Here is an 18,220-nt window from a genome sequence, read left to right as displayed (position 1 = left end):
GTCGTCAGATCACAGCGGGACGACGATGCCGAAGGCTCGGCATCTGCTCGCGGACATGCCCAAGGTGAGAAGCATTGACCGGAGCAATGGCGGCTCCGGGTTGCACGCCAGCGTCGGCGAGCACCGTGCCCCATGGATCAATCACCAGGGCGTGACCGTGGCTCTGGCGGCGGCCGTAATGCAGACCGGTCTGTGCAGGGGCCAGAACATAGGCCGTGTTTTCGATCGCTCTGGCTTGCAACAGCACCTGCCAGTGGTCCTTACCGGTGAAGGCCGTAAATGCGGCGGGGATCATCAGCAGTTCGGCACCTGCGCCGACGAGATGGCGGTAGAGCTCAGGAAAGCGCACGTCGTAGCAAATGGACAGTCCCACACGACAGAGACCGGGAACATCCACAACGGGAGGCAACGCATCACCCGGCGTCACGGTGGCTGATTCGCGATAGGTGTTGCCGTCAGGCAGGTCCACATCGAAGAGGTGGATTTTGTCGTAACTGGCGAGCACCTGACCATCACGGTCCACCAATTCCGCGCGGTTGTAGGTGTGCTGACCATCCCCAACGGGAACCGGATAGCCACCACCGAGCAGGACAACCTGATAACGACGGGCCATCGTCACCAGAAAGCTGCGGCAACGTTCCGCCAGGGCAGGGGCGAGCTCCAAACGACGGGCGTCGTCACCCATGAAGGCAAAGTTTTCAGGCAACCCAATCAGATCGACTCCGCGCCTGACGGCGAGGTCGATCTGTTCTTCCGCCGCCGCGAAATTGGCGTCGGTGTCTTGGGTGCTTGTGAGCTGAATCGCCGCCGCCAGGAAATCGCTCACAGAAACGAGTCAGTCAGCGTGATTTTAAGTGGATCAGGCCAGGCGCAGAACACCGGGTTCATGCTGTGTCGGAACGACATCCAGCTGGTCCAGGGCTGCACAGCAGCTGAAATCGGCATCGTGGTTGCCGAGTCGCATCAGTCGTTGGCCATGGCTTGCTGTGCGCAGGCAGGCTTCGGGGTCGTGCTGCCACTGGGACCACAGCGCCAGCGCAGCGGTCATCTCATCATTGGCGACCTCAACAGCCCCCTTGGATTGCTCGATCAACAGGGCTCCAACAGCACCCGCCGCCAAGGAATCCTCCAAGGAGTAAGACCCTTCCCAGCCACTGCCGATGATGGCAATGCTGTCGGGTTGGCTCGTCAGCAGGCGTTCAACGACAGCCCGGCGGTTGGGGAGAGCGGCTGTCACCAGTAACGGCACCGAGCGGGCTCGATCCAGTGCCCGTGTCCCATTGGTGGTGCTCATGAACAGCCGTTTGCCCTGCACGGTGTCTGGGGTCACCGCCACGGGGGAATTGCCGAGGTCGAAACCGTCGAGCATGGCGCCGCCGCGCTCCCCAAGTAACAGGCGCTTGTCATCGGGCCAGGCGGCGGCGGCGGTTCGCAGCTGATCCAGGTCCGCGAACGCCTGAACCGCTTCTGCACCGTTCTTCAACGCCCAACCAATTGTGGTTGTCGCGCGGAGAACATCGATGACCACCGCCGCCTTGGGTTGGACCTCATCGCCCATTTCAGCGGGCACATGGAAGTAGGAGAGCTGCAAGGCCACGCTGTTCGACAACGTGCGACACAGTACTGAGATTGCTTGCGCCACACCCGTCCCATGGCCCTGTTCGGAATTGGCCCGGCCCCCCGTGACCTGCGCGGCTTCCTGTCGCTGTTGGAGGAACGCGGTCAGCTCAGGCGCATCACAGCACCGGTGGATCCCGATCTTGAGCTGGCGGCAATTGCGGATCGGGTGTTGGCCGCCGGGGGCCCAGCTCTGTTGTTTGAGAACGTCATTGGCTCTCCGATGCCGGTGGCGGTGAACACCCTCGGCACCGTGGAACGGGTGGTTTGGAGCATGGGCCTGGAACGCCCCGAACAGCTCGAAGACCTTGGTTCACGCTTGGCCTTGCTTCAACAGCCCAGGCCACCGAAGGGTCTGAAGGAAGGCAAACAATTCGCTCGTGTGTTCTGGGATCTGATCAAGGCCCGACCAGACCGCGATCTGATGCCGCCCTGCCATCAGGAGGTGATGAAGGGTGATGCAGTCGATCTGAATCAGCTCCCCCTGATTCGTCCGTGGCCCGGCGATGCCGGCGGCGTGATCACGCTGGGGCTGGTGATCACCAAAGACCCGGAGACCGGTGTTCCCAACGTTGGTGTGTATCGCTTGCAGCAGCAGTCGATCAACACGATGACCGTTCATTGGTTGAGCGTCAGGGGTGGTGCCGGACATCTGCGCAAGGCGGCGGCGATGGGCAAAAAATTAGAAGTGGCTGTCGCCATCGGTGTGCATCCCTTACTGGTGATGGCGGCGGCCACCCCGATTCCAGTGCAACTCAGTGAATGGTTATTCGCTGGCATCTATGCGGGCGAGGGGGTGTTACTGACGCCCTGCAAGACCGTCGATCTGGAGGTTCCGAGTCACAGCGAGGTTGTGCTTGAGGGAACCATTACTCCCGGTGAGGTGCTCCCGGATGGTCCGTTCGGGGATCACATGGGCTTTTACGGCGGCGTTGAAGATTCACCGCTGGTTCGTTTTCACTGCGTCACCCAACGCAAGGATCCGGTGTTTCTGACCACGTTCAGTGGCAGACCACCAAAGGAAGAGGCGATGCTGGCCATCGCTCTCAACCGGATCTATACCCCGATCCTGCGGCAGCAGATCCCCGAGATCAAAGATTTCTTCCTGCCGATGGAAGCACTCAGCTACAAGCTTGCGGTGATTTCCATCGACAAGGCCTATCCCGGGCAGGCCAAGCGTGCCGCGATGGCGTTCTGGAGCGCATTGCCCCAGTTCACCTACACAAAGTTCGTTGTGGTGGTGGATCAGCACATCAACGTCCGAGACCCACGCCAAGTGGTCTGGGCGATCGCTGCACAGGTGGATCCGCAAAGAGATCTGTTCACCCTGAAGGACACGCCCTTTGACAGCCTTGATTTCGCCAGTGAGCGACTGGGGTTAGGAGGGCGTCTGGCGATTGATGCCACCACAAAGGTCGGGCCGGAAAAAAATCACGACTGGGGGGAGCCCCTCAGCCGTCCCCACGATCTTGAGCAGCGGGTGTCTGAACGCTGGGCTGAACTCGGACTGGATGACCTCGGCCTGGAGGATCCAGACCCGAGTTTGTTCGGCTACGCCCTGGATCGTCTGATGGACAAGATCAAGGGCGCAGCCCAATAAGATCGCTCCATCACAGACCCAACCGGCCTTGAGCACGAGCAGCAGCCAGTCCTCACCTCGCGCGCTGCCTGAGGGAGGGACCCTTATCGGTCGGGTCAAAGTTCCCGGCGACAAGTCGATTTCGCATCGTTCCCTGTTGTTCGGAGCGATTGCTGAGGGCACCACCACAATCGATGGGCTGCTGCCCGCTGAAGATCCGCTCAGCACAGCGGCCTGTCTCCGCTCCATGGGCGTCACGATCAGTCCGATTCAGGACGGCGAGATCGTCACGGTGGAAGGCGTCGGCCTCGATGGACTGCAGGAGCCGACGGACATCCTCAATTGCGGCAATTCCGGCACAACGATGCGATTGATGCTGGGTTTGCTTGCAGGACGGGATGGACGCCATTTCATCCTCGATGGGGATGACTCGTTGCGTCAACGTCCCATGCGTCGGGTGGGACAACCGCTGGCAACCATGGGTGCCATGGTCCGCGGACGGGATGGTGGAAACCTGGCCCCGCTGGCTGTTCAGGGCCAACAACTGCGAGGAACGGTTGTCGGAACACCCGTGGCAAGCGCCCAGGTGAAATCGGCGATTTTGCTGGCTTCACTCACGGCTGATGGTCCGACCACGGTGATCGAACCCGCTCAATCCCGTGATCACAGCGAACGCATGCTCAAAGCATTCGGTGCCGATCTTCAAGTCGGCGGTGAGATGGGCCGGCACATCAGTGTCCGACCCGGTGGCATCCTGCGCGGACAAAATGTGGTTGTGCCGGGCGACATCAGTTCTGCAGCGTTCTGGCTGGTGGCGGGGGCTCTGATCCCGGGGTCGGATCTGGTGATTGAAAATGTGGGTCTGAACCCCACACGCACGGGAATTCTTGAGGTTCTGGAGCAAATGGGAGCCAAGATTGAGGTTCTCAATCCACGGGACGTGGCCGGTGAGCCGGTGGGTGATCTCCATGTCTGCCATGGTCCGCTCCAACCCTTTTCCTTCGGAGAAGAGGTGATGCCACGGTTGGTGGATGAGGTGCCGATTCTCAGCGTGGCGGCATGTTTTTGTGATGGTGACAGCCACATCAGCGGTGCCTCTGAATTGCGGGTCAAGGAAACCGATCGATTGGCCGTGATGGCGCGTCAACTCACGGCCATGGGTGCATCGATTGAGGAGCATGACGACGGCATGACCATCCATGGCGGGCGACCCCTGAAGGGGGCTGAACTCGATAGCGAAACCGATCACCGGGTGGCCATGAGCCTTGCCGTGGCATCGATGCTGGCCCGGGGTGATTCCAGCCTTCATCGCAGTGATGCGGCTGCGGTGTCCTATCCATCGTTCTGGACAGATCTTGGCAGGCTTCGGCGCTGAACCGGCTGGCCAGGGGTTGGGTGAACTCGTTCCTTATCCAACCCTTGATGGAAGCTTCAGCTTGCACAGCAGTGCATTTTCCGAGGCGTTTCATAATTCGGTCGGAGCGTTCAATGAGGCCAAAGCCAAATTTGTTCGTCCAGCAGAGCTCAACAGTTGGTCATCGAGTCACACTCTGCGGGTGCTGGATGTGTGCTTTGGCCTGGGATACAACAGTGCAGCATTCTGGGATGCATTGAATGAACATCCCCAGGCCATTGAGTGGTGGGGGTTGGAGCTGGATCAACGTCCTTTATCAATCGCACTGCAGGACAGTGGTTTCTGCCAATTGTGGACCTCATCAACACTGCGGAGATTGCAGTCACTGGAGGAAAGGGGTCATTGGTCGGATGCCCGTGGGGAGGGCAGATTGTTATGGGGGGACGCCCGTCAATGCATCGATCAATGTCCAACGAATCAATGTTTTGATCTGATTTTTCATGATGCCTTTTCGCCGCAGCGCTGTCCGCAATTGTGGAGCGAGGAGTTCCTCAGCAGACTCAGTCGTCGGTTGGCTCCTGGAGGACGGTTGTTGACCTACAGCCGTTCAGCAGCCATCCGTGCCAGTCTCCAGCGCTCAGGTTTGATCTTGCGTTCGTTGCTCCCTGCGCCCGGAGAACGGGTGGGTTGGAGCAGTGGCACCCTGGCGGCTCAACCTCCATGGTCCGGGGCCGATGCCCCTGAAGGAGAGGGCTGGCGATGCCTCACGCCGATGGAGCTCGAACATTTGCAGACCCGAGCCGCCGTTCCCTTTCGCGATCCCAGCGGTCAGGACAGCGCCATCGACATTTTGCGGAGACGGGAGAAGGAACAACTCCATTGTGGGCTTGAGGCAACCAATGCCTGGCAACGTCGCCACGGTTTAATTCAGCCCAGAGCAGATCACTGATCTCCGCTGGGGATCGATCCAACACCGGTGTCGTTTATGCAGGCTCTGTGACATAACAGCCCCGAATTTGCCCAAGCTGACTAGCCTGAAACAAGATTCACAAGATCGATGTCAATCTTTGCGCAAACTGCTGTCTTCAAAATGAAGCCAGGCACTGGAAAAAACGTAGTTAGTTTTTTTCAATCTGACAATGGTCTTGCCGTTACACGTGCTTCGAAAGGCTGCATTCAGTTTGACGTTCTGACTGATGTCTCCGATCCCGATACCCTCCGGATCTATGAAAAATGGGACACCCAAGCTGATTTTGATGCCTACCTGAAATTCCGGCAGGATTCTGGTGACATGAACGAATTGATTGGCAACCTGGCCGAGCCTCCGGTCTTTATTCCTTTAACCTTCATCGGTTAATCCCAACCCTCTCAGAGCACCTCCACCGCTCAAAGAATCTGTGAAGCCAAGTTGATTTCAGCTTGGCTTTTTTGGTGACCATTCTGAAGTTGAATGCACCTCCTAGCTGATCAAGACCAGGATGATCGATTTTTCCATGCTCTGCTTTTAAAGCGACGATTGTCGTCGTCGTCACTAAAAACTCCTATTTTGTGCGATTCACTGCTTACTTGATGCAACAAGCCCGCGACGGCCTTCCATCAGCTTTCTAATGTTGACCCATGAATTTCAGAATCCATGTCTCAACCCTCAGGCCGCATGCCGAATAAAAACATCGAGGACGCGACGACTGAATGGTGGAAAGAACGCATCGAAGCCCTTATTCAAGACAGCCGATCAATCGATGCACGGTCTTTGTACCTTGAATTCACTGATGAGCAGGTCGAGAAGTAAGCCACTGCAAGACACTTTTCATCAGCCATGATCAACGTGCTAGTGTTCTGATATTTATAGCTTTGGACACCATTTCAGCCAAGCGCTTCATGATTGGCTGCACGGCATTTTCAACTGTTGCAGTCCTGATTGGTCAGGTGGTTAACAATCTTCAGACGCAATCAAAGCTCAAGATGCTGCATAACCAAACCCAAAACATGGTGGAATGCCAGCTTTGGGCCAAAGATGGAGGCAGTTTTGTTGAACGCATCTACGACAGCGAGACTGTTCAGGACATTCGATATTGCTTTGCATCGTCGTCAGGTAAATATGTTTGGGGCTATGTCCATACCAACGAGTTCATTAATTTAGAACAACATGATTATGACTCCATCCCAGAGGGAGTGGAGCGCTCAAGATCCGCGAAGACGTTTTAAAGCCTAGAAATCTGCTTCGGGCTAGGACTTTCCCTCAGGGAGAGTCCAGGTTCAACCCCTTTTCGCGCTCCCGCACAAACTCCTCGGCTTCCCACAATCCTTGGACTTCGCGGCAGTTGTGATCACGGTCGCAGATCCAATAACCGCCACCCTGGATGGCATCAATCGTGGACCCCATCGGAGTCTCTACCACCCGACGATCAAGTCTGATCATGATGATGTCCTAAGAAGACATCCAGCATTTCAGCCCGCCCACCCCAAGCGCAGTCCCGTGGATAACCCTTGAACAAAGCTATATAAAGACAACCCTGCATCCATTGCGGTTCCAATTGCGCACAATCGATGCATTGACAAGGTTTCTTTTCAGAGCTTCATGCAATTCTTTTTTCTTTCTGAAAAACAATTGGATTGATGTTTTTGCAGGTCGCGATGATTACTCTTTGGCCAACACCACATTTGTGGTGATTAGGGCCGGGTGATGGGGATCCTCAGCCGATGCTTGCCGCTCAGTCACTGAGCGGCTTCTTTGTCGAAAAAGCATCACAACCGACCAACCATGTTCGTTAGAAGGTCATGTCGAAATTGATGAAAGCCGTTCAGGCCAATGATCTGGACGCGGTGAATGCCCTGTTGGCCGCCGGCACCAGCGTGAATGAACAGGATCCATCCACACAGAACTGGCCTGTGATCATTGCGGCCTATCTGGGCCACGACGCAGTCCTGAAGCGTCTGCTTGAGGAACACGCCGACCTCACCGTGTTGGATCCAGGCATGCAAGCAACCGCCCTTCATGCCGCGTCCTATGCAGGCCGGACAACAGCAGCACAGCTCTTGATCGAGCACGGCATTGCCATTGACCAAACGGGTCCGTTCAACGGTTATACGGCCCTCCACGACGCCGCATCCCAAGGCCATCGGTCCACCGTTGAAGTGTTGGTGAACGGTGGGGCCAATCGCAGCCTGCGCAATCTCGCCGGGGAAACGGCGTTGGACCTGGCCAAACGGCATCGGGACGCTGCTCTGGAAACGCTTCTGACCCCGTGATTCTCTGCCGGTAGATTCCCGGCATCGCGACGCTGAAACGCATGCTTGCCATCGCCGTGCTGGCCGCTGGAAAGGGGACCCGCATGAAGAGTGCACTGCCCAAAGTGCTCCAGCCTCTGGCAGGTGCAACCCTCGTGGAACGGGTGCTCTCCAGCGCACGGACGTTGGCACCAGAGCGTCGGCTGCTGATCGTGGGTCACCAGGCTGACCGCGTCGAAGCACAGCTTCAGCACATTCCCGGCTTGGAGTTTGTGCTTCAGCAGCCCCAGAACGGCACAGGCCATGCGGTGCAACAACTGCTTCCAGCTCTTGAGGGCTTTGAGGGTGAATTACTCGTTCTGAACGGCGATGTTCCCCTGCTGCGTTCCGAAACCATCGAGGCCATGGTCAGCCGCCATCGATCCAGTGGCGCGAACGTCACGCTGTTGACCGCGCGTCTGAACGATCCAACGGGCTATGGCCGGGTGTTCACCAACGACCGTGGTGAAGTCGAAAGCATCATTGAGCACAGGGATTGCAGCGATCAACAACGCAGCAACAACCTCACCAACGCCGGCATCTACTGCTTCAACTGGTCGGCGTTAGCTGATGTGTTGCCCAAACTGAGCACAGATAACGATCAAGGTGAGCTGTATCTCACCGATACGGTCGCCATGCTCGAGAAGGCGATGCATGTCGAAGTCGCTGATCCCGATGAAGTCAATGGCATCAACAACCGGATGCAACTGGCCCAGTGTGAGGCTGTTCTTCAACAGAGGCTCCGCGACCACTGGATGGCTGAAGGCGTGACGTTCACGGATCCCTTCAGCTGCACGCTCAGTGAACACTGTCAGATCGGACGCGATGTTGTGATCGAACCCCAGACCCATCTGCGCGGTGATTGCAGAATCGGCGACAACTGCCGTCTGGGGCCGGGCTGTTTGATCGAAGACGCCGAGCTCGGCACTGGCGTTACCGCGGTGCATTCGGTGATTCGAGAAGCACGCGTGGGGGATGGGGTGGCGATCGGACCCTTTGCCCATTTACGCCCCGCCGCGGATGTTGGCGATGGTTGCCGCATTGGCAACTTTGTGGAGGTCAAGAAAAGTCAGCTCGGACCAGGCAGCAAGGTGAATCACCTCAGCTACATCGGTGATGCGTCCCTGGGTGAGAACGTCAACGTTGGGGCCGGCACCATCACAGCCAATTACGACGGGGTCAACAAACATCTGACGGTCATCGGATCCAACAGCAAAACCGGAGCGAATTCCGTTCTCGTTGCACCGGTCAACGTGGGCAGCAACGTCACGATCGGAGCGGGATCCACGATCACCAAGGATGTGCCCGACGATGCCCTGGCCATCGGCCGTGCCAAGCAGCTCATGAAGGACGGCTGGAACAAACGGGGCTGACCGCCTCTGTTTTGTGCTTTGGCGTCACAGCTTTGTGGGCTCAGAGGCGAGGCAACAGCGGCAACAACCGTTCCATCTGCACGCCTCGGCTGGCCTTGAGCAGAAGCGTGTCACCAGACCGGAGCCACGCTTGAAGCGGTTCAGCCGCCTGCTCCGGTGCGTCGACAACCGCAAGATGCTCAAGCGTTGCAGCGGCTGATTGCATCGCTGCTGCCTCCGGGTCATCGGCAACGACCACAAGTCCATCGAGGCCTAGCTCTGCGGCATGGGCCGCCACCGACCGGTGCAACGCCACACTGTTTTCACCCAGCTCGAGCATGGTGCCAAGCACGGCAAAGCGTCGCCCCGGTGCAGCCGCCAGCAGATCCAGCGCGGCCATCACGGCTTCGGGTGAGGCGTTGTAAGTCTCATCCAGAACGTTCAAATCACCAATGGCCAGCCGACGGTTGCGACCTCCGGGCACCGTCACATTCATCTGGGCCAACGATGGCAGAGGAACACCCAACTCCCCGGCCACGGCAAAGGCCAACAGGAGATTGCGGGCGTTGTGGCGTCCCTCCAGCGGTAGCGGAATGGACAGACCAGCGACGTGCAGATTTCCCCCGTGGAGATGTCCGATCCAATCCGCATCCGCCGCTGGGTCGTCGTCCAAACGAACGCGAATGACGCGACCGCTCCACACGGCCTCCAGCGCCTCATCCAGCAGTGGATCCCCGGCCGGAATGATCACAGCACCGTTGGCATGGAGGGCAGTCGTGATTTCACATTTGGCAGTGGCAATCGCCTGGCGGCTTCCCAAACGGCCGATATGTGCGGTTCCAATGTTGGTGATCACCGCGATGTCGGGCTCGGTGCAACGGGACAACCGCGCGATTTCACCCAAGCCACGCATTCCCATTTCGATCACGACAGCTCGATCGTTGGCGTTGGCCTGCAACAGGCTGAGCGGGACGCCGACATCGTTGTTGTTATTGGCAGCACTGGCTTGAACAGGACCCAGTCCCGCCAGGGCAGCACGGATCAACTCCCGGGTGGTGGTCTTTCCGGCGGAGCCGGTCACTGCAACCACTGCGGCCGACAGTTGTCGGCGGTGCAGGCAGGCCAGTTGTTGATAAGCCAGAAGTGTGTCGTCGACACGCCAATGGAGCAGGTCAGCGGGAACGGGTGCACTGGAGGATTGATCAACAACAGTGGCGGTCGCGCCCAAAGCCTGGATCTCAGGGAGAAAACGGTGGGCATCAAAACGCTCCCCGATCAAAGGAACAAACAAGCTTCCTGGCCTGAGTTGTCGCGTGTCGGTACAGATCGCGCCGACAGCACCCTTTGGATCGAGCCGACCACCACTCGGCTCTCCCCACAGATCAACGAGCTGCTGGTACCGGAGCGTCATCGTTGGAGTTCATCCTCGGCATTCACAAGGATCATGCCGGTGCCAACAAGGGCCGAGCGACCCAATGGATGCTCTTGTTCATCGATCAAAGTGAGGCGCTCATAGCCCAGCTCACGGAGACGCTCCTGCCACTGAAGGGCCAGCCGTTGCTTGCTGTCAGTGGAGATCAAGCGCCAACGGGCGTTGGCAAGGCGCAGCTGAATCGAATCATCAGACGGGTTTGGCGCTGTGGCCAGCAACAGTTCAACGGGATCTCTGGGATCCATCAGCAAGTCCAGCAGTGGATCGGGCTCCACGATCTCCGGCTCCATCGGACCTGGCTGCTGGACGGGTTCCACTGCAATCGGAGCCTCGTCGTCATGCAATGGCGGTTCCGACGCTTCTGCGGGGACGGAACGCTGTTCCAGCGGCGATGGATCCGGTTGCTCGAACACGGGTGGGGTGTCGACAACAGCTGGATCAACATCGGAGGCAACGGTCGATGGGCTGCTGGGACGATGGAACTGGTGCAGGCCGAAGCCACCCAACAGCAGGGCTGCAGCCGTCGTCAGGGACACCACCAAGGGCCAGAACACGGGCGCTAGATCCCGAGGCCAAAAGGACGGAACACCCAGAGAGCCTTCACCGTTGCGTCGCCAGAGCTCTCGTGCCCGGAGCTGAATGTCGGCGACCAGTGCCGACAGGGTGCGCCCCAGATCAGACCAGGGACTGACATACGGGGCCGGTAGGTCCCGAGATGGGGCGTTCTCCCCATCCGTTGGTTCCAGCTCCGGAGACAAAGTCAGGCGCTACGTCGGCCGAACAGACGATTGAGAGGATTCCTGGCGGATGAACGACCCACCGCGATGGAGCTTGAATCACTCGGTGGGACCGAGGTTGATGCTCCGCCACGGGAGGGGTCGGCGTCCTGACCCTGGGAGAACTGTTCGACCACAGCGGCATCGGGGGTCGGCTCCTTGATCCCACACACGTCGCGGTACATCAGGTCGTACTCCACTGCCGAACGGTCCCAGCTGTAGTCCTGGGTCATGGCACGCTTCTGCAGTTTCTGCCAGCTGTCGCGATGGCGGTAGGCCTCCCAGGCACGCACCAAGGAGGTGTAGAAATCGACGGGTTCAAAGCGATCGAAGCAGAAGCCGGTGCCCAGATCGGCACCGGGGTCATAGGCCGGCACGGTGTCCACCAGTCCACCGACCTTGCGCACAATCGGGACGGAGCCATACCGCATCGCTAGCAGTTGACTGATGCCGCACGGCTCAAAGCGACTGGGCATCAGGAAAGCGTCACTGCCGGCGTAGATCAGGCGTGAGAGATCATCGTCGTAGGTCAGGAAGACCGAGCAGCGCCCTGGGTGCCGGGAGGCGAGCTGCCAGAGACCCGACTCGAGGCCGCGGTCACCCGTTCCCAGGACAACAATTTGGGTGTCGGTGTACGCCAGCAGACGGTCGGCAACCTGCAAGAGCAGATCGACGCCCTTTTGATCGACCAGTCGGCTCACCATCCCGAGCACAAAGGCCTCGTCACGCACCTCGAGACCCATCCGCTCCTGGAGGACCTTCTTGTTCTCGGCCTTACCGCTGAGGTCATCGGCGCTGTAGGGCACCGGTAACGCACGATCCGTGGCGGGATCCCAGGCATCGAGATCAATGCCATTGAGAATGCCGCGCAATTTGCCGGAGACAAAATTGAGCAAGCCATCCAGCTTTTCGCCGTACTCAGGCGTACGGATCTCCTGGGCGTAGGTCGGAGACACGGCATTGACCCGATCCGCATACAACAGGGCCGCAGCCATGGTGTGATCGCCCTGCATGTACCAGGGGCACCAGGTCATGCGGTCGAGCTTCCAGCGCCAGGGGCCCTGGTATTTGAGGTTATGGATGGTGAACACCGTGCTGATTTCGGGGTCCTGATGCATCCAGACCGGAATCATTCCGGTGTGCCAGTCATGGCAATGCAGCACATTAGGTTTCCAGACGTTCCACGAAAATTCAGCGGTGGCGCTGGCAAAAAACGTGAAACGCCAGTCTTCGTCTTCGCCGCCGTAGATCCTCTCTGGATCAAAGACCGGATGACCGACCAAATAGATCGTCATTCCATTGCTGGGATGACGGGTTTCGTACACCGCAAATTCCGTCCCCATGGTCTGGGCGCGCCAGATCGGTTCCTCAGGGATGTCCAGGACGTTCCAGAGCTTGCTGTAGCCCGGCATGATCAGCCGAACGTCGTGACCCAGCTTGCTCAGGGCCGGTGGTAATGAGCCCACAACGTCGCCCATGCCACCGACTTTGATCATTGGGGCGCATTCCGCGGCAGCGAACAGGATGCGCATGGGATGACTCTTCTTCCGGCGCAGCGACTTTATAGGCAAATTGTTCAGAGAAACGGCGTGATCGACTCAAGGAAGAACCGTCACCCTCATTCCAAGTGAAACCTGCCGATAGAGGGATTTGACGTCTTCGTTGTAAAGGCGGACGCACCCATGGGAAATCGCACGACCAACGGTCCAGCGGTGGGGAGTGCCGTGGAACCCCGTTGTGGTGCAGCCCTTGATCGTGATCCAGCGGTCTCCATCGTGGGCATCGCGACCCAAGCAGTCCCTGTGGAAGGCAATCCAATGGCTCCCGAGTGGGTTATCGGGTCCCTGTCCTTCAACGCGAACGCCCGTCACGGGGTGAACCCAGATCGGTTGGTCGATTTTTTCGAGCACCTTGAAGCGTCCGGTCGGTGTCTCCCACCCGGCCATGCCCACGGCCACAGGAAACGCCGCACGGAGCGAACCCTGATCCAGCAGAAGCAGCCGTCGTTGACCGCGCAGCATCACGATGTGGCGTTCAGGGAGGCTGCGCAAATCCGTTGGCACGGTGGCAACCGCCTGAAGCAGTGAATCCATCGCCGCGGCGCGGATCAGGGGCGGCGGCTCTGGAAGGGTGAGGGGCAGCACAGCAAGATCGGCCGACGGGATCATGATGGCGACAGCTAGGGCAGCCAGCCGGTTTCAGAAAAGTCGGGTGAGCGTTTGTCCAGAAATGCGTTGCGACCCTCAAGGGCTTCTTCGGTTCGGTAAAACAGATGGGTGGCATGACCGGCGAGTTCCTGAATCCCCGCCTGGCCATCGGTTTCAGCGTTGAACGCCGCCTTCAGACAGCGAATGGCTGTGGGGCTGTGCTGCAACACCTCACGGGCCCATTGCACCCCTTCACGTTCGAGTTGCTCGAGGGGAACGACGGCATTCACCAAGCCCATGGCCAAGGCTTCATCGGCGCCATAGCGACGGCAGAGAAACCAGATCTCCCGCGCCTTGCGCTGGCCGACAACACGGGCCAGGAAGCCGGACCCGTAGCCGCCATCGAAACTGCCGACTTTGGGGCCGGTCTGCCCGAACACAGCGTTGTCGGCGGCCAGGCTGAGATCACAGAGCAGATGCAGAACCTGTCCTCCACCCATGGCGTAGCCGGCCACCAGGGCAATCACGACCTTGGGCAGGCTGCGGATGATGCGCTGCAGGTCCAGAACGTTCAGTCGCGGCAGACCGTCTTCACCGACGTATCCCCCTTCACCGCGCACGCTCTGATCACCGCCGGAACAGAAGGCATAGCCCCCATCCTCAGCGGGTCCGACGCCGGTGAACAGCACCACACCAATGTGACGGTCATCGCGAATCCGCGTGAAGGCATCACACAGTTCCGCCACGGTCTGGGGTCGGAAGGCATTGCGCTTGGCCGGTCGATTGATCGCGACCCGGGCTATTCCTTCAGCACAACGATCAACCAGGATGTCGCTGTACACCCCCCAAGGCTGCCAATCGGCGCTGGATGGGCCGGGAAGCACCGAGCGCTGGGGAGTCATCGAACATCAATCCGTCAGCGCTGCATTCTGGGCGCCCACTCGCAGGTTGTGACGAAGAACAGCATCGGCTCCGGCATCGGTGCACACCCGCAACAACACGGGACCGGTGTGATCCAATCCCCAGGCCAGGGCGGGTTCTAAATCCTCAAGACAACTGATCTGTCGGCCTGGAATGCCATGGGCGGCAGCCAAAACCAACGGATTCACCGTCTGCGGCATGGCGAAGAGGCGGGCAAAGCGGTCCTGAGGCTCCGCAGGGATCGTCAACTGCTGAAAGATTCCGCCGCCACCGTTGTCGATCAACACCACCACCAACGGAATCCGGCGGCTGGCCGCGTGCAACCAGCCATTGCTGTCATGCAGCAGGGCCAGATCACCACAGACCAAAACCATCGGCCCCAACTTGAGCGCCAGTCCCATCGCCAGCGAGAGCGTGCCATCGAGACCGGAGGCACCACGGAAGCTGAAACAAGGACGTGATCCTGAAGCTGACCCCGGGGCTGAGCCAGACCAGGTCAACCAGTCCCGGACTGGAGAACTGGCGGCCAACATCAGGGGCAGACCGGACGGCAGAAGCTTGGCGAGGCCGAGGGCCAAGGCCGGTTCATTGACGGCGCCGACCAGGGGAAGCTGTTGTTCCAGCCATGGGCCCAGTGGATCGTGATTGGATCCCACTGCTGCCGCCGAAGGCAGGGATTGATGGGCCAGCCAAGCGACGCAGCCACCGGAATACTGCTCTGCAACACCAAGGGGATCGAGCCGTCGAGGCTCCCCTTCACTCACCAGCAGTTGCGACGACGTTCTGCGTTGCAACCACCGCTCCAGCCGACGACTGGCCGGCAGAGGGCCAAGGCGCAACACCTGAAGCGGCTCCTGGGGTGTCCAGTGATCGAGCTGCAGCTCCCAATGGGGCAAACAGCCGGGGCATTCACTGGGCAACTGCGCCAGGGGGTCCGCAAGCACCGGCCATCCCGTGGCTGTGCACCAGCGATGAACGGCCTGCTGATAGGCCGGCAGAGCAGTCGCAAGACCACGCCACGGACCTGCCACAACAACCCCGGGCTGGTGAGCGTTCAACCGTGGGACAACGGGATGCGCTGACACCGCGGGCTGACGATCAGGCAAGCGCGGGCGTCCTGGCTGAATTCCGGCGGCCACTTGCTGGTATTCAGCTTTGGAGGCATGCAGCGGTTCATCGAAGGGAAGATTCAGATGCACTGGACCCGGAGCACAGCCTTCGCTGCCCATGCTTTGGCTCCAAGCCGACCCAGCCAGCTGCTCAATGGCAGGTTGGTCCAGTTGATCCAGACCCTCAAGCGGAGCTGAGCCAAACCAACGGCAGGCCGGACGGAGGAAGTCCTCTTGATTGACCGTCTGGTTGGCGCCGCAATTTTTCAAACGGATCGGACGATCGGCGCTGATCAAGATCAACGGCTGACAGGAACGATCTGCCTCCACCGCCGCCGGCAACAGGTTGGCCACCGCCGACCCCGACGTGGTGATCACAGCGGTGGACGTTCCGGTCGCGGTGGCGATGCCAAGGGCCAAAAACGCGGCCGAGCGTTCATCAATGGCGGTGTGGAGCTCAAGGGCTCCGGCCTCCTCCAACATTCCAGCGGCCATCGCCAATGGAGCCGATCGGCTGCCGGGGCACAGCACAAGATCCCTGAGCCCCTGTTGGGCAAGGGTTTGCAGCAGATCAAGCGAAGCCTGGAGATTGGCGTAGGCGGTGGGCAGGGTGAGGGGTCAGGCTGGTCTGATCTTCGGTCAGCCATGCCCCCTTCCACGAACTCACCACAACCAGCCGGGCCATCGTCCGGGATGGACTGGAGCTTTTGGCGTGGCTTGTTGATCTGGGCCCTGGCAGCGTTGTTGATCCGCTGGGCCGTGATTGAACCGCGCTGGATCCCATCGGGTTCGATGCTGCCGACGTTGCAGCTGCAGGACCGGATCCTGGTGGAAAAAATCCGTCCACGACTGAGCCACCAGCTTCACCTGGGTGATGTTGTGGTGTTCAGTCCACCGGCACGTTTAACAGCTGGGGGATACGACCCCAGTGCAGCTCTGATTAAACGGCTGGTTGGCCAAGCGGGCGACAGCGTCGCTGTCCAGGGCGGGCAATTGATCCGCAACGGTGAAGTCGTCGATGAACCGTGGATCGCTGAATCCATTGATTACGTGATGGAGCCGGTCACGGTGCCTGACCACATGCTCTGGCTGATGGGAGACAACCGAAATGCCAGCCTCGATTCGCATTTGTGGGGCCCGTTACCCGAAGAAAACGTGATTGGCACTGCAGTTCTGCGCTACTGGCCCTTGACTCGGTTCGGTCCGATACGGATCACCGAAACCACAAGTGCCGGTTGATTTCAAGGGCTTGCGTTAAGGTCAGGGCCGTGATGCAGATAACACGGGATGTTTAACCCCGAGTTCCTGACCACTGATAGCAATGACGGACAAGCGGCAAACAGCCTGATCCAGTACCTGCAGGAGCAATCTCCGGACACCCTGCAACGCGTTGCCAAATCAGCAAGCAACGATATCCAGGACATCATTCGCCATAACGTTCAGGGCCTGCTTGGGATGCTCCCGGGTGAGCACTTTGAAGTGAAGGTCACCGCCAACCGCGACAACCTGGCCAACATGCTGGCTTCCGCAATGATGACGGGTTACTTCCTGCGTCAGATGGAACAACGGAAGGAACTGGAAGAAACACTTTTTGCCGATGAGCAAATGGCCGTCGACAGCGACGATCTGAGGCTCTGAGCTGCTCAGCCCTGCGGTTGCTGAGGAACCACCCCGAGGTTCAAGAGGCTTTGATCAATTGATCCGAGAAATTCCCAGTTGGCGTCACTGGGTGCCCAAGGTCGTGCGTTGAGTTCCTCGCTCAACCTCGTAATGCGTTCGGGGGTAAAAGCCAGTGGAGCGCTGTAGTGAGCGGGCACCAACCATTGCAGCCCATCCAAACCAGCCAGCTCACGCAACCAGGCCAACAACGTTTCCTGGGCACGGGGAAGCACAAGCCGTTCCAGAACCGGAGCAACCTGCAGCTTCGGCTCAGTGTCTCCGGTCAAGCCGTCAGCCACCTGTTCCCAACCCGGCTGCCAGCGGAAGGGATACAAGCCGAAATGGGCTCGCGAGGAACGCAATCCGGGACGGAAGGCCTCACGAATGACTTCAACAAGGGAGGGGACCTCCAGCGGTTGCGGACGGAGGTAGGACGCAAACAGCACCAGCCGGGCCCAACCGCGCCGACGCGCCTCCACTGAATCGTGCAGTGGCTGATCACCCCGTTCCCGGGCATGGAACAGCAGGGGCGTTGGGTCGAGATCAAACAATGCTGGAGGCTCGGAGGTGATGCCGACCAGAGCGTCGGTCACAAGAAGTGCTCCCGAGGGTCGATGGAAACAGGAGATCTCTTGAAAGCGACCGACGCCAAGATCAAGCGGTCCGATGGAAATCCACTCACAAACATCGCCATGGGGCACGCCATCGTCGAGAAGCACCCTTGTTCTCCGCGATGGAATGCCGAGCCAGTCCAGGGGTAACTGCACCGGAAAACTCCACTGCCCCGGGCAGACCCAGACCTCAGCTTCAGGAAAAGCGCGGGCGAGAGGACCCAGCGGAACCTTGTGCTCCAAACCTGATGCAGTCGGCATCACGATGGTTTGCACCGGCCCATGGATTTGTTCAAGTTCGGCGATCCGTTGCCGCAACTCACGGGTGGGCGGCAGAGGGTTCACCAACATCAGCCCACCGGGAACCTTGGCCACGGTGAGCCGCACCGGCACAGC

Annotated in this window: 19 protein-coding genes; 9 read left to right on the top strand and 10 right to left on the bottom strand. The window is 59.4% G+C overall.

What is annotated here, in order from left to right; genetic code table 11:
* Window positions 1-4: 4 nt before the first annotated feature.
* Window positions 5-826 (bottom strand): carbon-nitrogen hydrolase family protein, encoded by an 822-nt coding sequence (locus ACGVKB_RS07885; RefSeq protein WP_392350852.1) that lies wholly within the window; start codon window positions 824-826, stop codon window positions 5-7.
* Window positions 827-859: 33 nt separating this feature from the next.
* Complete coding sequence (locus tag ACGVKB_RS07880; protein ID WP_392350873.1) at window positions 860-1,591, bottom strand: 2-phosphosulfolactate phosphatase family protein; 732 nt, start codon at window positions 1,589-1,591, stop codon at window positions 860-862.
* 60 nt (window positions 1,592-1,651) lie between these two features.
* On the opposite strand from ACGVKB_RS07880, the gene ACGVKB_RS07875 reads away from it, so the two are divergent.
* From ACGVKB_RS07875 to ACGVKB_RS07855, 5 genes are all read left to right on the top strand, one after another.
* Window positions 1,652-3,217 carry a UbiD family decarboxylase gene (locus ACGVKB_RS07875; RefSeq protein ID WP_392350850.1) on the top strand — a complete coding sequence of 522 codons (1,566 nt, stop codon included), beginning with the start codon at window positions 1,652-1,654 and terminating at the stop codon, window positions 3,215-3,217.
* Window positions 3,218-3,245: 28 nt separating this feature from the next.
* Window positions 3,246-4,571 carry a 3-phosphoshikimate 1-carboxyvinyltransferase gene (aroA, locus tag ACGVKB_RS07870; protein WP_392350848.1) on the top strand — a complete coding sequence of 442 codons (1,326 nt, stop codon included), beginning with the start codon at window positions 3,246-3,248 and terminating at the stop codon, window positions 4,569-4,571.
* On the top strand, window positions 4,552-5,499 hold the full coding sequence (locus ACGVKB_RS07865) for an MnmC family methyltransferase (protein WP_392350846.1): 948 nt from the start codon (window positions 4,552-4,554) through the stop codon (window positions 5,497-5,499). The genes aroA and ACGVKB_RS07865 overlap by 20 nt, the downstream gene beginning before the upstream one ends.
* Before the next feature lie 108 nt (window positions 5,500-5,607).
* Window positions 5,608-5,907: a putative quinol monooxygenase gene (locus ACGVKB_RS07860; RefSeq protein WP_392350844.1), complete on the top strand. Its 300-nt coding sequence runs from the start codon at window positions 5,608-5,610 to the stop codon at window positions 5,905-5,907.
* Between the two features lie 494 nt (window positions 5,908-6,401).
* A complete protein-coding gene (locus ACGVKB_RS07855) occupies window positions 6,402-6,755 on the top strand; it encodes a hypothetical protein (RefSeq protein ID WP_392350842.1) in 354 nt (117 codons plus the stop codon).
* A 34-nt stretch (window positions 6,756-6,789) separates the two neighbouring features.
* Here ACGVKB_RS07855 and ACGVKB_RS07850 read toward each other — a convergent pair whose 3' ends face one another.
* Window positions 6,790-6,933, bottom strand: coding sequence for a hypothetical protein (locus tag ACGVKB_RS07850; protein ID WP_392350840.1), 144 nt, complete (start codon window positions 6,931-6,933; stop codon window positions 6,790-6,792).
* A 407-nt stretch (window positions 6,934-7,340) separates the two neighbouring features.
* Between ACGVKB_RS07850 and ACGVKB_RS07845 the strand changes: the two genes are divergently transcribed.
* Both ACGVKB_RS07845 and glmU read left to right on the top strand, forming a co-directional pair.
* Window positions 7,341-7,799 (top strand): ankyrin repeat domain-containing protein, encoded by a 459-nt coding sequence (locus ACGVKB_RS07845; RefSeq protein ID WP_392350838.1) that lies wholly within the window; start codon window positions 7,341-7,343, stop codon window positions 7,797-7,799.
* Between the two features lie 41 nt (window positions 7,800-7,840).
* On the top strand, window positions 7,841-9,190 hold the full coding sequence (gene glmU, locus ACGVKB_RS07840; RefSeq protein WP_392350836.1) for a bifunctional UDP-N-acetylglucosamine diphosphorylase/glucosamine-1-phosphate N-acetyltransferase GlmU: 1,350 nt from the start codon (window positions 7,841-7,843) through the stop codon (window positions 9,188-9,190).
* Between the two features lie 40 nt (window positions 9,191-9,230).
* Here the strand turns inward: glmU and murF are convergent, their stop codons facing one another.
* From murF to menD, 6 genes are all read right to left on the bottom strand, one after another.
* Complete coding sequence (murF, locus tag ACGVKB_RS07835) at window positions 9,231-10,580, bottom strand: UDP-N-acetylmuramoyl-tripeptide--D-alanyl-D-alanine ligase (protein WP_392350834.1); 1,350 nt, start codon at window positions 10,578-10,580, stop codon at window positions 9,231-9,233.
* A complete protein-coding gene (locus ACGVKB_RS07830; protein ID WP_392350832.1) occupies window positions 10,577-11,359 on the bottom strand; it encodes a hypothetical protein in 783 nt (260 codons plus the stop codon). The genes murF and ACGVKB_RS07830 overlap by 4 nt, the downstream gene beginning before the upstream one ends.
* Window positions 11,360-11,361: 2 nt before the next feature.
* Complete coding sequence (glgA, locus tag ACGVKB_RS07825; protein ID WP_392350830.1) at window positions 11,362-12,909, bottom strand: glycogen synthase GlgA; 1,548 nt, start codon at window positions 12,907-12,909, stop codon at window positions 11,362-11,364.
* A 66-nt stretch (window positions 12,910-12,975) separates the two neighbouring features.
* On the bottom strand, window positions 12,976-13,545 hold the full coding sequence (locus ACGVKB_RS07820; protein WP_392350828.1) for a L,D-transpeptidase: 570 nt from the start codon (window positions 13,543-13,545) through the stop codon (window positions 12,976-12,978).
* Between the two features lie 11 nt (window positions 13,546-13,556).
* Window positions 13,557-14,426, bottom strand: a complete 870-nt coding sequence (gene menB, locus ACGVKB_RS07815; protein ID WP_392350826.1) for a 1,4-dihydroxy-2-naphthoyl-CoA synthase — start codon at window positions 14,424-14,426, stop codon at window positions 13,557-13,559.
* Between the two features lie 6 nt (window positions 14,427-14,432).
* Window positions 14,433-16,121, bottom strand: coding sequence for a 2-succinyl-5-enolpyruvyl-6-hydroxy-3-cyclohexene-1-carboxylic-acid synthase (menD, locus tag ACGVKB_RS07810; protein WP_392350871.1), 1,689 nt, complete (start codon window positions 16,119-16,121; stop codon window positions 14,433-14,435).
* Between the two features lie 78 nt (window positions 16,122-16,199).
* Between menD and lepB the strand changes: the two genes are divergently transcribed.
* Window positions 16,200-16,793: a signal peptidase I gene (gene lepB / locus ACGVKB_RS07805; RefSeq protein WP_392350824.1), complete on the top strand. Its 594-nt coding sequence runs from the start codon at window positions 16,200-16,202 to the stop codon at window positions 16,791-16,793.
* Window positions 16,794-16,841: 48 nt separating this feature from the next.
* Window positions 16,842-17,192: a DUF760 domain-containing protein gene (locus ACGVKB_RS07800; RefSeq protein WP_392350822.1), complete on the top strand. Its 351-nt coding sequence runs from the start codon at window positions 16,842-16,844 to the stop codon at window positions 17,190-17,192.
* 5 nt (window positions 17,193-17,197) lie between these two features.
* Here ACGVKB_RS07800 and ACGVKB_RS07795 read toward each other — a convergent pair.
* A partial coding sequence (locus tag ACGVKB_RS07795; RefSeq protein ID WP_392350820.1) for a DUF4336 domain-containing protein occupies window positions 17,198-18,220 on the bottom strand: 1,023 nt, incomplete at its 5' end.

Source organism: Parasynechococcus sp., assembly GCF_042954325.1.
GTDB lineage: Bacteria > Cyanobacteriota > Cyanobacteriia > PCC-6307 > Cyanobiaceae > Parasynechococcus.
Note: the sequence above shows the minus strand (reverse complement) of the source record. Positions and strands in the feature narration are given on the sequence as shown.

What these genes read in the sequence shown, in the direction of transcription:
- ACGVKB_RS07875 (WP_392350850.1), top strand. Translation starts at nt 1,652, where the DNA reads ATGGCCCTGTTCGGAATTGGCCCGGCCCCCCGTGACCTGCGCGGCTTC.
- ACGVKB_RS07860 (WP_392350844.1), top strand. Translation starts at nt 5,608, where the DNA reads ATGTCAATCTTTGCGCAAACTGCTGTCTTCAAAATGAAGCCAGGCACT.
- ACGVKB_RS07850 (WP_392350840.1), bottom strand. Translation starts at nt 6,933, where the DNA reads ATGGGGTCCACGATTGATGCCATCCAGGGTGGCGGTTATTGGATCTGC.
- ACGVKB_RS07845 (WP_392350838.1), top strand. Translation starts at nt 7,341, where the DNA reads ATGAAAGCCGTTCAGGCCAATGATCTGGACGCGGTGAATGCCCTGTTG.
- glmU (WP_392350836.1), top strand. Translation starts at nt 7,841, where the DNA reads ATGCTTGCCATCGCCGTGCTGGCCGCTGGAAAGGGGACCCGCATGAAG.
- murF (WP_392350834.1), bottom strand. Translation starts at nt 10,580, where the DNA reads ATGACGCTCCGGTACCAGCAGCTCGTTGATCTGTGGGGAGAGCCGAGT.
- glgA (WP_392350830.1), bottom strand. Translation starts at nt 12,909, where the DNA reads ATGCGCATCCTGTTCGCTGCCGCGGAATGCGCCCCAATGATCAAAGTC.
- ACGVKB_RS07820 (WP_392350828.1), bottom strand. Translation starts at nt 13,545, where the DNA reads ATGATCCCGTCGGCCGATCTTGCTGTGCTGCCCCTCACCCTTCCAGAG.
- menB (WP_392350826.1), bottom strand. Translation starts at nt 14,426, where the DNA reads ATGACTCCCCAGCGCTCGGTGCTTCCCGGCCCATCCAGCGCCGATTGG.
- lepB (WP_392350824.1), top strand. Translation starts at nt 16,200, where the DNA reads ATGCCCCCTTCCACGAACTCACCACAACCAGCCGGGCCATCGTCCGGG.
- ACGVKB_RS07800 (WP_392350822.1), top strand. Translation starts at nt 16,842, where the DNA reads ATGTTTAACCCCGAGTTCCTGACCACTGATAGCAATGACGGACAAGCG.